The 14,554-nt window shown below is 77.9% G+C and carries 13 protein-coding genes; 7 read left to right on the top strand and 6 right to left on the bottom strand.

What is annotated here, in order from left to right; translation table 11 throughout:
- Positions 1 to 37: 37 nt before the first annotated feature.
- A complete protein-coding gene (locus WDV85_RS12865; RefSeq protein WP_339571001.1) occupies positions 38 to 922 on the bottom strand; it encodes a metal ABC transporter substrate-binding protein in 885 nt (294 codons plus the stop codon).
- Positions 919 to 2,352 carry a zinc metallochaperone AztD gene (gene aztD / locus WDV85_RS12860; protein ID WP_339571000.1) on the bottom strand — a complete coding sequence of 478 codons (1,434 nt, stop codon included), beginning with the start codon at positions 2,350 to 2,352 and terminating at the stop codon, positions 919 to 921. Before aztD ends, WDV85_RS12865 begins: the two co-directional genes overlap by 4 nt.
- A gap of 230 nt (positions 2,353 to 2,582) precedes the next feature.
- Here aztD and WDV85_RS12855 point away from each other — a divergent pair, with 230 nt between their 5' ends.
- From WDV85_RS12855 to WDV85_RS12845, 3 genes are all read left to right on the top strand, one after another.
- The gene (locus WDV85_RS12855) at positions 2,583 to 2,936 is read left to right on the top strand and encodes a hypothetical protein (protein WP_339570999.1); all 354 of its coding nucleotides are present in this window, start codon (positions 2,583 to 2,585) and stop codon (positions 2,934 to 2,936) included.
- A gap of 164 nt (positions 2,937 to 3,100) precedes the next feature.
- Positions 3,101 to 3,832, top strand: a complete 732-nt coding sequence (locus WDV85_RS12850; RefSeq protein ID WP_445263319.1) for a YqjF family protein — start codon at positions 3,101 to 3,103, stop codon at positions 3,830 to 3,832.
- A 124-nt stretch (positions 3,833 to 3,956) separates the two neighbouring features.
- The gene (locus tag WDV85_RS12845) at positions 3,957 to 5,342 is read left to right on the top strand and encodes an MFS transporter (protein ID WP_339570997.1); all 1,386 of its coding nucleotides are present in this window, start codon (positions 3,957 to 3,959) and stop codon (positions 5,340 to 5,342) included.
- Between the two features lie 22 nt (positions 5,343 to 5,364).
- On the opposite strand, the gene WDV85_RS12840 is transcribed toward WDV85_RS12845, so the two are convergent.
- Complete coding sequence (locus WDV85_RS12840) at positions 5,365 to 6,288, bottom strand: LysR family transcriptional regulator (RefSeq protein WP_339570996.1); 924 nt, start codon at positions 6,286 to 6,288, stop codon at positions 5,365 to 5,367.
- 71 nt (positions 6,289 to 6,359) lie between these two features.
- Here WDV85_RS12840 and WDV85_RS12835 point away from each other — a divergent pair, with 71 nt between their 5' ends.
- Entirely contained in the window at positions 6,360 to 6,878 is a 519-nt protein-coding gene (locus WDV85_RS12835) for a CBU_0592 family membrane protein (RefSeq protein ID WP_339570995.1), read from the top strand.
- A gap of 14 nt (positions 6,879 to 6,892) precedes the next feature.
- Here the strand turns inward: WDV85_RS12835 and WDV85_RS12830 are convergent, their stop codons facing one another.
- Positions 6,893 to 8,890: a DUF2264 domain-containing protein gene (locus tag WDV85_RS12830; RefSeq protein WP_339570994.1), complete on the bottom strand. Its 1,998-nt coding sequence runs from the start codon at positions 8,888 to 8,890 to the stop codon at positions 6,893 to 6,895.
- Positions 8,891 to 9,011: 121 nt separating this feature from the next.
- On the bottom strand, positions 9,012 to 10,124 hold the full coding sequence (gene ald / locus WDV85_RS12825) for an alanine dehydrogenase (RefSeq protein WP_339570993.1): 1,113 nt from the start codon (positions 10,122 to 10,124) through the stop codon (positions 9,012 to 9,014).
- A 151-nt stretch (positions 10,125 to 10,275) separates the two neighbouring features.
- On the opposite strand from ald, the gene WDV85_RS12820 reads away from it, so the two are divergent.
- The 3 genes from WDV85_RS12820 (at position 10,276) to WDV85_RS12810 (ending at position 13,648) form a co-directional block, all read left to right on the top strand.
- Positions 10,276 to 10,815, top strand: coding sequence for an Lrp/AsnC family transcriptional regulator (locus tag WDV85_RS12820; RefSeq protein ID WP_339570992.1), 540 nt, complete (start codon positions 10,276 to 10,278; stop codon positions 10,813 to 10,815).
- A gap of 101 nt (positions 10,816 to 10,916) precedes the next feature.
- Complete coding sequence (arfA, locus tag WDV85_RS12815; RefSeq protein WP_339570991.1) at positions 10,917 to 12,482, top strand: arabinosylfuranosidase ArfA; 1,566 nt, start codon at positions 10,917 to 10,919, stop codon at positions 12,480 to 12,482.
- A 131-nt stretch (positions 12,483 to 12,613) separates the two neighbouring features.
- Positions 12,614 to 13,648 (top strand): LacI family DNA-binding transcriptional regulator, encoded by a 1,035-nt coding sequence (locus WDV85_RS12810; protein WP_339570990.1) that lies wholly within the window; start codon positions 12,614 to 12,616, stop codon positions 13,646 to 13,648.
- A 92-nt stretch (positions 13,649 to 13,740) separates the two neighbouring features.
- Here WDV85_RS12810 and WDV85_RS12805 read toward each other — a convergent pair whose 3' ends face one another.
- Positions 13,741 to 14,409: a superoxide dismutase family protein gene (locus tag WDV85_RS12805; protein WP_339570989.1), complete on the bottom strand. Its 669-nt coding sequence runs from the start codon at positions 14,407 to 14,409 to the stop codon at positions 13,741 to 13,743.
- Positions 14,410 to 14,554 lie beyond the last annotated feature (145 nt).

Raw genomic sequence — 14,554 nt, 5'->3', positions numbered from 1 at the left:
CCCCCCCCCCCCCCCGGCCGCCGGCGCCGTCCGTGCGTCAGGCGCCGCAGACGAGCCCGTCGCGCAGCACCTGCGCGTTCTCGCGCATGGCGCTCGCGTAGTCCGGCTCGACCGACGTCTCGAGCGGGGACAGCACCGCGGTGGTGACCCCGGCCTCGTCGGCCAGCACCTGCGCGACACCGGTGCTGGTGACGTCGTCGAAGAAGACCGTCTCGACGCCGGCCTCGCGCACCGTCGTGGCGACGTCGCGCAGCCGGGCCGGCGTCGGCTCGACGTCCGGGTCGATCCCGGTGATGCCGGTCTGCTCGAGCCCGTACCGGTCGGCCAGGTAGCCGAAGGCCTCGTGCGCCGTGACGAGGACGGCCCCGCGGCACGGCGCGAGCTGCTCCGCGAGGTCGGCGTCGAGGGCGCGCAGCTCCTCGACGTAGGCGTCGGCCCGCTGCCCGTAGGCGTCGGCCCCGGCCGGGTCGACCTCCGCGAGCTGCGCCGCGACCCGCTCCGCCATGTCCGCCATGAGCGCGGGGTCGAGCCAGACGTGCGGGTCCTCCGGGCTGGCCCCCTCGACCCCCATGAGGTCGAGCGAGGGCCCGTCGCGCAGCGCCACCGCCTCGTCGACCGAGGGCGCGAGCCCCGCCGCGTAGACGGCGAGGTCGGCGTCGACGACGCCGCCCACCTGCTCCCCCGTCAGCTCGGCGGCGTGGGCGTCGGCGCCCGGGGGCGTCGCTCCTGTCGCGTCGACGGCGTCACCGCCCACCCGCTCGACCACCTCGAGGAAGGCCGGCGGTGAGGCCACCACGTCGAGCCGGCCGTCGTCACCCGCGGCCGACGGCGAGCCGCACCCCGCGAGCGCGGCCGCGAGGGCCAGGCCGACGGGCGTCGCCGCGGCGGCGGGGAGCCCCCGCCGCCGCAGCGGGGAGCTCATCGCGAGGACTCCTCGGTGGCCCCGTCCTCGTGGTCGTGGTCCTCGTGGTCGTGGCCCTCGCCCTCGGCGTGGCCGTACTCCTGCGAGCCCTCGGTGACGGCCCCGGAGGCGACGACGATCTCGTCGGGGACCTCGTCCAGCGTCGCCGAGGCGAAGACCTCACCGGTCTCGACGTCGACGGCGTGCACCTCGCGGGTGGCAGGCTCGGTCACGTACGCGGTGCCCTCGTGCACGCGCAGCGCCGGGCGGGGCTCCTGCCAGTCCTCCGGCTCCGTCCACGGCTCGACGACCGGGATCGAGCGCACGAGCTCGGCCGAGTCGGGGTCGATGACGTGCAGGTTCCCGTCGGTGCCGAGGACGAGCGCCTCGCCGTCCTCGCCCCGACCGAGCGAGCGGAACGTGTAGGACGACGGCAGGTCCACGAGGCGCAGCTCGGCGGTGGCCGTGTCGGTCAGCGAGACCGTCTGCGTGGCCTCGGGGGTCTCGGGCTCGGCGATGCGCTTGTAGTCGCCGAGGACGACGGTGGAGGCGTCGCTGCCGGCCTGGTTGCCGATGCGGCCGTAGGCGTCGGGCGCCTGGACCTTGGTCAGCGTGTCGCCGTCGACGACGACCACGCCGTCCTCGCAGCCGACGATCGCCCGCTCCTCGGCGGCGGTCGCCTCGCCGTGGACGCCCGGGCACTCGTCGGTGCGGGCGATCTCCGTGCCGTCGGGGCCCCGGAGGACGACGGTCGAGCGCGCGTCCTCCGTGCCCTCCGTGGTGACGGCGCGGCCGTCGGCCATCTCCACGGCGACGCCGTGGTGGGCGGCGGGCGCCTCGATGACGCGCGCCTCGGGGGACTCGTCGGCGACGGCCCCGGTGTCGACGATCGTCGAGATGCCGGTCCCGTCGTCGAAGAGGGCCGTGCGACCTGCGTGCACGACGACGTGGCCCGGCTTCTCGGCCGGGTGGACGACGTCGGTGAGCACCGGGTCGGCCGTGTAGTAGTGGTTGTGGTCGCCGTGCGGCTCCGCCCAGGTGCCCGCGTCGAGGACCTGGAAGCCACCGGTCGTCGAGACGAGCACGTGGCGGCCGTCGCCGGCGGGGTTCAGCCGGTTGTAGCCCTCGAGCTCGAGGTCGGCGACGGGCTCGAGCGTGGTGGCGTCGAGGACCACCATGCCGTGGTCCTGCGCGGTGATGACGAGGCGCGGGGTGTCCGTCGCGGCCTCGCTGGGCGGGGCGGTCGTCGCGGTCTCCGAGGCGGTGGCGGAGGACGAGGGCGCCCTGCTCGAGCCGGCGGAGGCGTCGGTGGAGCCCGACGAGCCGCAGCCGGCGAGGACCAGGGCGAGGGCGGCGCCGCCGCCCAGGACGGGGAGCCCCCGGCCGTGCCGGGGGCCGTGTCGAGGGCCACGACGGACGGCGGACGGGGCGAGCGGGTGCGGTGCGGTCATCAGCGGGTCCGGACCGGGGGGCGCCCGGTCCCTCCTCTCCCTCGGGTGACGACGGACGGGCGTCCGTCGACGGAGTCCTCCCCCGTCGCCCGCGGACGGTGCGCCCGTCGGTCGACGTAGTGAGAACGGTTATTGCTAACGTACATGACGTCCAGCACTCCTCACCGCCCTCGGGAGCACCCCATGAGCCCTCGCGGCCCCGCCCGCCCGTCCTGCAGCGCACGGCCGCGGTGACCGCCGTCACCGGCACGGCGCGCCTCGCCGACGTCCCCCTGCGCTGGGTGCTCGTCGCTCCCGACGAGCACGGGGTGCTCCACCGCCTCGGCCGGGTCGTGCGGGGCACACCCGGTGGCGTGCTCGTGCACCTGCAGGCCGTGCCGCCGACGGCCGCGGGCGCCCAGCTCGGGGTCTCCCCGCGCACCTGCCCGGGTGGGTCGCCCGACGAGCTCCTGTGGTTCGGCGGCCTCAGCGCCTCCGACGTCGCCGTCGCCGAGGCGTGGATCGCCTCGGGGGCGCCCGAGCCGCCCGAGCCGCTCGCGTCGCGGGTCGTGGCGGTGACGCGGACCGGTCAGAGGGCCGGCTGAGCGGACGGGACCGCACGCGCCCCGGGAGCGGGTGCGGCCTCCCGCCCGGTCCACTAGCCCGGGCGGCGGGCGCGGCCTACCGTCCCGGCGTGCCCGCCCCTCGCCCACCCGCTCCCGCGGAGCCCGTGACGACGAGCGCCCCGCCGCTGCGCGGCCCCGTGCTCATGGGCCAGCGCTGGTGCGACCTCGCCTTCCTCCACTGGGCGGTGCCGCCGGAGCGCGTGCGGGCGTGGATGCCGCCGGGCGTGCGGCCCGACGTCGTCGTGGGCCCGGACGGCGAGGAGCGCACCTACGTGGCCCTCGTGCCCTTCCGCCTCGTCGGCGCCGGCGTGGGCCGCGGCCCGGCGGTGCCGTGGCTCGGCACCTTCTGGGAGACCAACGTCCGCCTGTACTCCGTGGACGCCACGGGGCGGCGCGGCGTCGTCTTCGCCAGCCTCGACGCGAGCCGGCTCGGCGTCGTCCTCGGCGCCCGCGCCGCCTTCGGGCTCCCCTACCGGTGGGCCCGCCTGCGCGGGCACGAGCGCGTGCGCGACGGCGCCCGCGAGCTGCTGTGGACGGGCGCCACCCGCTGGCCCGCCCCCCGGGGCGCGCGCAGCCGGGTCGCCGTCCGCGTCGGCGAGCCGATCGCGGACGACGCGCCCGACGCCGCGCTCGCCGCCTTCCTCACCGCGCGCTGGGGCCTGCACACCGCCCACCTCGGCCGCACCTGGCACGTGCCGAACGAGCACGGCACGTGGTCGCTGCGTCGCGCGGAGGTGCTCGAGCTCGACGACGAGCTGCTCGGCGCCGCCGGCTTCGGCGACCTCGCCCGGCGCCCGCCCGACCACGTCGCCTTCGCCGGCGGCACGACCGTCCGCTTCGGCCTGCCCGGCAGCGCCCGGGCGCCGCGCCGCTGACGCGGGCAGGTGCCGCTCCCCTCTCACCGGAGGAGCCGTCCACGAGGGTGACCGTGGACGCCTCCGCTCGTGGACGTCTCCCGCCGAGGGACCTCCCCGGAGCCACCTGCCAGACTCGCCGCGCGTGAGCAGCCCCCAGCCGCGACCGGCCGACGGCGCGGAGCCCCTGACCCGCAGCCAGCGCCTCGACCGCCTGCCCTTCACGCGCCAGCACGGCCGCCTGCTCGGCGGCTCGGGGGTCGGCTGGGCGCTCGACGCGATGGACGTCGGGCTCATCAGCTTCGTCATCGCCGCCCTGACCGTGCAGTGGGATCTCGGCGACCTCGAGCGCTCCCTGCTGGGCTCGGTCGGCTTCGCCGGCATGGCCGTCGGCGCGACGCTCGGAGGGCTGCTCGCCGACCGCGTCGGGCGGCGCCAGGTCTTCGCCCTGACCCTGCTGCTCTACGGGGCCGCGACGGGCGCGTCGGCGCTCGTCGGCGGGCTCGCCGCGCTCCTCGCGCTGCGCTTCGTCGTCGGGCTCGGCCTCGGCGCCGAGCTGCCCGTCGCCTCGACGCTCGTCAGCGAGTACGCCCCGGCGCGGCTGCGCGGCCGCGTCGTCGTCGCCCTCGAGGCCTTCTGGGCGGTGGGCTGGACGGCCGCCGCGCTCATCGGCTTCTTCGTCGTCGGCGCGTCGGACGACGGCTGGCGGTGGGCCTTCGCCCTCGGCGCCGTGCCGGCGCTCTACGCCGTCGTCGTCCGCCGCGGGCTGCCCGAGTCCGTGCGCTTCCTCGAGGGGCGCGGCCGCGGCGACGAGGCCGAGGCGGCCGTGCGGCGCTTCGAGCGGTCGGCCGGGGTCGAGACGCCGTCCACGCCGGACGCGCGGCGCACCCGTGAGACGCCGGCACCGCCGCGCGCCGGCTTCCGCGACCTCTGGACGACGGGACTGCGCGGGCGCACGGCCGCCCTCTGGGCGGTCTGGTTCTGCGTCAACTTCTCCTACTACGGCGCCTTCATCTGGCTGCCGTCGCTGCTCGTCGACGCCGGCTACCCGCTCGTGCGCTCCTTCGAGTACACGCTGCTCATCACCCTCGCCCAGCTGCCGGGCTACGCCGTCGCCGCCGTCCTCGTCGAGCGCTGGGGGCGCCGGCCCGTGCTGGCGACCTTCCTCGTCGGCTCCGCGGTCGGCGCGCTGCTGCTGGGCCAGGCGGGCTCCCCGACGACGATCGTCCTCGCCGGGATGCTCCTGTCCTTCTTCAACCTCGGCGCCTGGGGCGCGCTCTACGCCATCACGCCGGAGGTCTACGGCACCGCCCTGCGCGGGACGGGCGCCGGGGCCGCCGCCGGGTTCGGCCGCCTCGCCTCGATCCTCGCCCCGCTGTCCGTCGTCCCGCTGACGGCTCTCGGCGGCACGGTCGCCGTCTTCACGGCCTTCGGGCTTGTCTTCGTCGCCGCCGCGGCCGCGTGCTGGGGCCTGCCCGAGCTGCGGGGGCGCGCGCTGGAGGAGTCGGTGCGCGAGCGCGTCGACGCCTGAGGCCCCCACCCCCGGAGGTGCGTCAGCCCGGCGAGACCTCCTCGCCCGCCTGCACCCGCAGGGCCTCGAGCACCGCGACCGCCGCCGGCGAGGGGTCGGCGCGGCCGCTGCGGTGCACCACGGAGAGCACGCGGGAGCCGGCGTCGACGGACCCGGACGTCGCCCGCGCGCCCGGGTGGGGCAGGTAGGCGAGCGCGAGCTCGGTGACGACGGCCGCGCCGAGCCCCGCGCCGACGAGCGCGAGGGTCGCCGACGCCTCGAGGCACGTGTGCTGGACGCGGGGCCGGCGCTCCCCCGCCGCCGCCAGCCGGTCGAGCACGAGCCGCGCCGGCAGCCCCGGCGGCCCGGCGACCCACGGCCGCCCCAGCAGCTCGTCCAGCACGTCGGGCCGCGGCCAGGCGGCGGGCACGACGACGCGGTACGCGTCGTGCATGAGGTCCTCGACCGCGAGCCCCGGCGTGACGGGCGGGTCGTCGCCGAGCACCCGCTCGACGAGCAGGAGGTCGAGCCGGCCGGCGCGCACGGCCCGCCGGCCCGTGGGCTCGTCGACCTCGACCACCTCGGGCACCACCGCCGAGCCCGCGAGGGACAGGGCGCCCACCGCCGGCGCCACGAGGCGCCGCAGGACCGTGGCGAAGCCCCCGACGCGGACGGGCCCGGACGCCGCGCCGCGCAGCGACGCCGTCTCCCGCTCGGCCAGGGCGAGGGCCTCGGCGACCTCCTCCGCCCGGTCGGCGAGGGCGTGCCCGGCGCTCGTCAGCTCGAGGCTGCGGCCCCCGCCGCGCCGCGACCGGTCGACGAGCGCCAGGCCCGCCTCCTGCTCGAGCCGGGTCACCGCCTGGGACACCGCCGACGGCGTGAGGTGCAGCGCGCGGGCGGCCGGGAGGACGCCGCCGGCGCGTCGGACGGCGCGCAGGACGAGCAGCCGGCGGGGGTCCAGGCTCATGAAGCCTGACTTAACCACAGCCTGTCGAACGGTGATTTCCGTTGATGCCCCTCCGTGCCGATGATCGATGCGTGGCACAGCACCTGCACCTCGCGCTCTCGCTCGGCGGCTACCTCGGCGGCCTCCTCGTCCTCCTCGGCTACGGCCTCACCAGCACCGGCCGGCTCGCCCCCTCCTCCCCGGCGGCCCAGGCCGTCAACACCACGGGCGCGCTCCTCCTCGTCGCCAACGGCGTCGTCCTCGCCGCGTGGGCCTCGGTCGGCGTCAACGTCGCGTGGATCGCCATCGGCGCGGCCGCCGCGTGGCGCGCCCGCGGCGCCCGTCGCGCGCTCGCCGCGACCGGCGGCGCCACGGCGCCCGCGCCGGTCGTCCTGCCCACCCAGCGCTGCTGCGGCGCGGCCGACGACGCCGCGGCGTGGCCCCAGGACGAGCGGACGCAGGACGCGTGGCCCCAGGACGACTGGGACGCCGCGGCGGAGCGGCTCACCGCCGAGTGCGGCGCGCTCGTCGGCGAGGACGCGGCCGCCGCGACGTGGCCGCCCACCGCGCCGCTGCCCGTGCTCGGCGCCGACGGCCGACCGCTCGCCTGACCCGCCGCCGGCCCTCAGGCCGGCCCGTGCTCGACGCGCGGCGGCCCGTCGCCCTCGGGCAGCGCGAGCGTCGTCGTCCCGTCCGCCCAGCGGACGACCACGGCGTCCCGCGCCGCCTCCACGCGGGGCGGCGGGTCCCCGCCGGCCCCGCCGGTGAGGCTCGCCACCGAGACGAGGAGGTCGACGGGCGTGCGGGCGAGCAGCTCGGGCACCAGCGCCCAGCGGCCGAACGCCGTCCCCGCCGGCACGCGGCCGGCGCGCGCGGAGGTCCAGCCCCGCACCGGCGCCAGCGAGCCGCTCAGCGACCCCGACCGCAGGAGGACGCCGTCGGGCGCCCCGCCGGCGCCCGGCACGGTCGTCGCGACGACGTCCTCGACCGCCGGCCCCGCCACGGCCCAGCCGGACTCGACGACGGCGACGCCGTCGGGGACGCCGCGGAGCCGGTGCACCCGCACCTCCCACCGCCCGCGCGCGAGGACGACGCTCTCCACCCGCGCCGACGGCAGCCGCGGCCCCGCGCCGTCCCCGGCGTCGACGCCCTCCCCGTCGGGCTCGGGCCCGTCGAGGACGGGGCGGTGCCACGACGCGGCCCAGCCCTCCCCGCACCCGAGGGGGTGGATGCGCCGACGGGCGCTCGAGCGCCCGCGGACGACGAGCCGCACCGTGCCGTCGGGCGCGCTGCGCACCGGCGTGGGCCCTGTGCGGGTCGAGTAGGCCCAGCGGGCGTAGAGGGGGTCGGGCGCCCCGCCGTCCGCGGCGCCCGGCGCCACGTGGTCCGCGCCGTGGTTGTGCACGCGCACGAGCCCGTCCTCGCGCGTGGTCTGGACGAGCCAGCCGACGGGGGCCACGGGGACGACGGCGTCCGGGCCCCGCGAGGGCGGCTCCTCCTCGACCGCGGTCCACAGCGGGTCGGTCGCGGGCAGCAGCAGCCCGAGGAAGGCCTTGGAGAGCCAGTACGGCGAGGCCGGGCCCGAGTAGGGCTGCAGCGTCGCCCGGTGCGGGCCGTGCCAGCCGAGCGTGAGGAGCCCGTCCTCGAGCACCCCGCGGCCGGGCCCGGCGGGGTCGAGGAAGTGCCGCAGCGCGCCCGACACCAGCCGGCGGGAGGTGCCCGGCGGCAGCGGGGTCCACCCCGTCAGCGCCCCCAGAGCCACGGGGGCGACGGCGGCGGCCCGGTACGTGAGCGAGCGGCCCTGGTGCAGCGGGGCGCCGTCGGCGTCGAAGGTGCGGGCGTACGTGCCGAGGAACTCCTGCAGCCGGGGGCCCAGGCGGTCGAGGACGGCGCGGTCGCCGCGCAGGTGCGCCACGAGGACGGGGTAGAGGTGCATCGCCCACCCGACGTAGTGGTCGACCATCCGGCCGTCGCCGTCGCTGTACCAGCCCTCGCCCAGGTACCAGCCCTCGGCGAGCTCGTGGCCGCGGTCGACCGCCCGCGTCGTCGCGGCGTCCCCCCGCCCCAGCTCCTCGAGGGCGGCCGCCACGGTGAGGGGGAAGAAGTACCAGTTGTTGGGCGCCGGGTCGCCGTGCAGGCACCGCCGCAGCCAGCGCTCGAGCCGGTCCTGCTCGGCGTCGTCGAGGAGGTCCCACGTGCGCCCGCGCGCGAGCAGCAGCCCGAGCGCCACCGAGGCGGACTCGACCATCGGCTGGCCGCCGGGCCCGTCGACGCCGACGAGGGGCCAGGCGTCGGGGTCCTCGCCGGGGAGCGCCGACCGGCCGTCGGCGTCGACGCCCACCGGCCCCGAGCGCAGCCCCTCGACGTAGGCGGGCAGGTGGCCCGCGTCGCCCGTGCCGCTGGCGTGCAGGGCGGCGAGGAGGAAGGTGCGCGCGAAGCCCTCGAGCCCGTCGGAGACGACGCCCGCGCGCGACGGCGGGCCCGGCAGGTCGAGGCGCCCGCCGCGCGGCGAGCGGTAGCGGGCGGCGGCGCGCAGCAGGCCGTCAGCGGCGGCGGTCCAGTGCTCCCGCGTCCACCCCGTGCCGGGGCTGAGGCGGCGGTCCTCGGCGGGCAGGTCGAGCACGGCGGTCCTCCGTCGGGCCTCGCGGCCCGCCGGCGGCGCGCCCTCGCCGGCCACCCTGCCACCGCGCGCGCCCGGCGGGGCGGCACGTCGGCGCCGCCTCCGCCTCTCCGGGGCGGGTCGGTCAGGCGAGCAGCTCCTCCACCGGGGCGAGCGGCAGGTCGTGCGCCTCGGCCACGCCGGCGTTGAGCACGTGGCCGGCGTTGGTCGTCATGCCGCCGGCCAGGGACGGGTCCGCGCGCAGGGCGTCGCGCCAGCCGTGGTCGGCGAGCTCGACGACGTACGGCAGCGTCACGTTGGTCAGCGCGTACGTCGACGTGTGCGGGACGGCGCCCGGCATGTTGGCCACGCAGTAGAAGACGCTGTCGTGCACCGCGAAGGTGGGGTCGTCGTGCGTCGTCGGGCGCGTGCCCTCGAAGCAGCCGCCCTGGTCGACGGCGATGTCGACGAGGACGCTGCCGGGACGCATCCGGGCCACGAGGTCGTCGGTGACGAGCTTCGGCGCCCGGGCCCCCGGGACGAGGACGGCGCCGACGACGAGGTCCGCCTCGACGACGGCGCGCTCCAGCTCGAAGGAGTTGGACGCGACGGTGCGCAGCCGCCCGGCGTAGTGCTCGTCGAGGTGGCGCAGCTTGGCGATGTCGCGGTCGAGCAGCGTGACCTCGGCGCCCATGCCGACCGCGACGCGGGCGGCCGCCGCGCCGGAGACCCCGCCGCCGATGACGACGACGCTCGCGGGGCGCACGCCCGGCACCCCGCCCATGAGCACCCCGCGGCCGCCCTGGCTGCTCATGAGCGTGGAGGCGCCCACCTGCGGAGCGAGGCGCCCGGCGACCTCGCTCATCGGCGCCAGCAGCGGCAGCGAGCGGTCGGGCAGCTGGACCGTCTCGTAGGCGATCGCCGCCGTCCCGCTCGACAGGAGGGCGTCGGTGAGCGGCCGGTCGGCCGCCAGGTGCAGGTAGGCGAAGAGGAGCAGGTCCTCGCGCAGGTAGCCGTGCTCGGACTCGACGGGCTCCTTGACCTTGAGCACGAGCTGGGCCGACCACGCGTCCTCGGCCGCCGGGACGACGCGGGCGCCGGCGTCGGCGTAGGCGGCGTCGGGGATCGAGGACCCCAGACCCGCACCGGTCTCGACGAGCACCTCGTGCCCGCGCCCGACGAGCTCGTGGACGCCGCTGGGCGTGGCCGCCACCCGCAGCTCGCGGTTCTTGACCTCACGGGGGATGCCGACCTGCACAGCGCACGCTCCTCGACCTCACGACCGGCGGTCCGGCCCCCTGCTGGGCCGCCCCGGCGCCCCGGGGCCGCAGCGACCCCGAGGGCGCCCATCGTGGCAGCATGTTCGGCGTCTCGGCGGGTGGCCGAACCAGATGAGCGGAGAGGCCCCCATGGCCGCACGACCTCCGGCGCACGGGCGCCGGCGCAGCCCCGTGGCGAACGCCGTTCGGGACCACCTCGACGACGTCGACGCCGAGGTGGTGCGCCTGCTGCTGGCGGACGCCCGCACGCCCAACAACGCGGTCGCCCGCGCGGTCGGCGTCGCGCCGTCCACGGCCCTCGCCCGCACCGCGGCGCTGCGCGAGCGCGGCGTCCTCACCGGCGCCCGCGCCGAGGTCGACCCCGGCCGCGTGGGCCTCGGGCTGCGGGCGCTCGTGTCCGTCCGCCTCGGCACGCACGACGCGGCCGACATGCACGCCTTCGTCACCCGGCTGCAGGCGCTGCCCGGGGTCGTCGACGTCTTCTTCCTCGCCGGGCGGGACGACTACCTCGTGCACCTCGTCGCCCCGAGCTCGGACGCGCTGCGCGAGCTCGTGCTCGAGCACCTCTCCAGCCACCCGCTCGTCCAGCACACCGAGACCTCGCTCGTCTTCGAGCACCGGGCCGGGACCGACGTCCTCGGGCTCGGGAGCGCCGGGCGCCCGGGCTGACGGGCTGAGGAGCGAGGGCGCGCCGCTCGCCCCGGGCGGCTCCCCGCCCGGCCATGCTGGGGGGCCGCGCACGCCCGCGCCTCACCGGAGAGGAACTCCCCGTGCCCCACGCGCGCCTCACCCTCGACCCCGACTTCACCGTGGGCCCCGTCCCGCGCCGGCTCTTCGGCTCCTTCGCCGAGCACATGGGCCGCTGCGTCTACACGGGGATCTTCGAGCCCGACCACCCGACCGCCGACGCCGACGGCCTGCGCCAGGACGTGCTCGAGCTGACCCGTGAGGTCGGCCCCACGGTCGTGCGCTACCCGGGGGGCAACTTCGTCTCCGGGTACGACTGGGAGGACGGCGTCGGTCCCCGCGACGCCCGGCCCCGCCGGCTGGACCGGGCGTGGCGGACGATCGAGACCAACCAGTTCGGCCTCGACGAGTTCGCCACCTGGGCCGAGAAGGTCGGGACCGAGGTGATGATGGCCGTCAACCTCGGCACCCGCGGCATGCAGGAGGCCTGCGACCTCCTCGAGTACGCCAACCACGCCTCGGGCACGCGCCTGTCGGACCTGCGCCGCAGCCACGGCCGCCGGGACCCCTACGGCTTCCGGCTGTGGTGCCTCGGCAACGAGATGGACGGCCCCTGGCAGACCGGCCACAAGACGGCGCACGAGTACGGCCGCCTGGCCGCCGAGACGGCGCGGGCGATGCGCACGGTCGACCCGGGCATCGAGCTCGTCGCCTGCGGCAGCTCGAGCCGGGCGATGCCGACCTTCGGGGAGTGGGAGCGCGTCGTCCTCGAGCACACCTACGCCGACGTCGACTTCATCTCGGCGCACGCGTACTACGAGGAGAAGGACACCGGGGACGACACCTACGGCGACTTCCTCGCCTCGGCGAAGGACATGGACGCCTTCATCGAGGAGGTCGTGGCCACCGCCGACGCCGTCCGGGCCCGCGGCCGCCACACGAAGCACATCGGCATCAGCTTCGACGAGTGGAACGTCTGGTACCAGACGCGCTGGCAGAGCAGCGACCGCGCGAACGCCCGCACCGCCTGGGACGTCGCCCCCCGCGTCATCGAGGACGCGTACACGGTCACCGACGCCGTCGTCGTCGGCACGCTGCTCAACTCGCTGCTGCGCCACGGCGACCGGGTGGCCGTCGGCTGCCAGGCCCAGCTGGTCAACGTCATCGGGCTCCTGCGCTCCGAGGAGGGCGGCCCGGCCTGGAAGCAGACCATCGCCCACCCCTTCGAGCAGATGAGGCGCCGCGCGACCGGCGAGATCCTCGACGTCCGCACCACCGGTGACCAGGTCTCCACGCAGCGCTTCGACGACGTCGACCTCGTCGACGCCGCCGCCACGTGGGACGCCGGCGCCCGCCTCGGAGACTCCGGCGAGGGCGTGCTCACGCTCTTCCTCGCCAACCGGTCGGAGGACGAGGCCGCCGACGTCGAGGTGCCGCTGCGCGCCTTCTCCGGCGACCTGCGGGTCGCCGACGCGCAGGTGCTCGCCGCCGGCGAGGGGCAGGACCGGCACACGGCGAACACGCTCGAGGCGCCCGACGCCGTGGGCCTGCGCCCGCTGCGCGACGTCTCGGTCGCCGACGGCACCGCGCGGGCGACCCTGCCCCCGCTGTCCTGGGCGGTCGTGCAGCTGGCGACCGCGCGCGGCTGACCCCGCGCCCGCCGGGACGCCCGCGCCCTGCCCCCCGCCCCCTCCGCGACGGTGACCCCGTCGCGCAGGGGGCGGGGCGGGGGTCGAGGAAGGGCGGCGACGGGCGCGGCGCCCGCTGGCAGGATGCCGGGGTGACCGGGACGGAGATGGCCACCCCGTCGGGGCGGCCCCCGGTGATGACGGACGTCGCACGCCGCGCCGGGGTCTCGCACCAGACCGTCTCCCGCGTGCTCAACGGGCACCCGAGCATCCGCCCCGAGACCCGCGAGCGCGTGCAGCGGGCCATCGAGGAGCTCGGGTACCGCCGCAACCGCGCCGCGCGGGCCCTGGTGACGCGGCGCACGCTCACGGTCGGCGTCGTCGCCTCGAGCACGTCGCTCTACGGCCCGTCGAGCACGCTGCACGGCGTGGAGCGCGCCGCGCACGCCGCCGGCTACGCCACGATCCTGTCGACCACCGACGCCACCGACCGGGACGGCGTCCTCGCCTGCGTGGCCCAGCTGTCCGACCGGGGCGTGGACGGGCTCCTGCTCACCGCGCCGCTCCACGAGGTCCCCGACCTGCGCGAGCACCTGCCCGCCGACCTGCCCACCGTCTGCGCCACCGGAGGACCGGTGGCGGGCCTGCCCTCCGTGCACGTCGACCACCGGTCCGGCGCCCGCGCGGTCACCGAGCTGCTCCTGCGCCAGGGGCACCGCGAGGTGCGCCACGTCGGCGGCTCCCCCGGCTGGTTCGAGGCCGCCGAGCGCGAGGGGGGCTGGCGCGACGCCCTCGCGGCGGCCGGCGTCGCTCCGGCGCCGGTGCTGGCCGGCGGCTGGGGCGCCGCCGAGGGCTACGTCGCGGGGCTGGCGCTGGCCGACGACCCGGCGACGACGGCGGTGGTCGCCGCGGGCGACCAGCTGGCGCTGGGCCTCCTGCGGGCGCTGCGCGAGCGCGGCGTCGACGTCCCGGGGCGCGTCTCGGTCACCGGCTTCGACGACGCCCCCGAGTCCGCCTACCTCTCCCCTCCCCTGACGACGGTGCGCCAGGACCTCGAGCGGGTCGGGCGCGAGGCCGTGGGCCTGCTGCTCGAGCGGCTGGCCGGCGGGGTCGCGACGGCGCCGGAGCACCGCGTCGTCGAGCCCGAGCTGGTCGTGCGCGCCAGCACGGCGGCGCCCCCGCGCTGACGCCGGGGAGCGCCGCAGCCGGGAGCTGTGCGCCGAGGTCGCGGCGCACCGCGACGTGGGCGCACAGCTCGACCGCACCCCTCCCGGCGGCCCTACCCGTCGAGGACGCCGCAGGCGGCCCGCCCGCCGGAGTCGCCCGTGCGACGCGTCTCCTCGTCGGGGCCCTCGGGCGCGTACCGCTCCGGGATGTCCGCGAGGTCGTCGGCGCCCTCGTGCACGACGACGGCGCTCCCGTCGGCGTCCGTCACGTCGTCGACCGTGAAGGCGTCCGTGACGACCTGGAGGGTGGCGTCGCCGTCGCTCGTCACCAGCAGGGGCGGGAGGTCACCGGCGTGCGAGGGGTGGTCGCTCGTGTCCGCGCCGAGGTGGCCGCCGGCGGAGAGGAAGTCGCCGGTCCGCGACGGGTCGCTCGGGCTCTGGCTGTCGGGCTCGCACTCGCCGACGGCGTGCACGTGGAAGCCGTGGAAGCCGGGCTCGAGGCCGCTGTCGGTGAGCACGACGCTCACCACGGTGCCCTCGGCCCCGGGGTCCATGCCCACGACGCCGATCTCGCGCCCGTCGGCGTCCTCGAGCGTCGCCGTCAGCACCGCCTCGCCCACCGAGCCCGGGTCGAGCGCCGAGTAGCCCCCGTCGAGAGCGGTGGGGACGGGCTCCCCGCCGCCCCCGGCGGGCGCGCTGCCCTCCTCGGGGGCCACGTCGCCGCTGCACCCGGCCAGCAGCAGCAGGGGCACGACGGCGGTGAGGGCGGTGGCGCGGCGCATGGTGGGCTCCCGGTGGACGAAGGGATCCGGTCCCGGTCCAGCCTGGGCGACGGTCGCTGCCGTGTCGCGGCGAAGACGACCGGCCCCGGGCGCGGCGGAGGGCCGGCACCCCTCGGGGTGCCGGCCCTCCGTGCGGCCGGCCGGG

Origin of the sequence: Pseudokineococcus sp. 5B2Z-1 (genome assembly GCF_037482305.1) — a bacterium.
GTDB lineage: Bacteria > Actinomycetota > Actinomycetes > Actinomycetales > Quadrisphaeraceae > Pseudokineococcus.
Note: the sequence above shows the minus strand (reverse complement) of the source record. Positions and strands in the feature narration are given on the sequence as shown.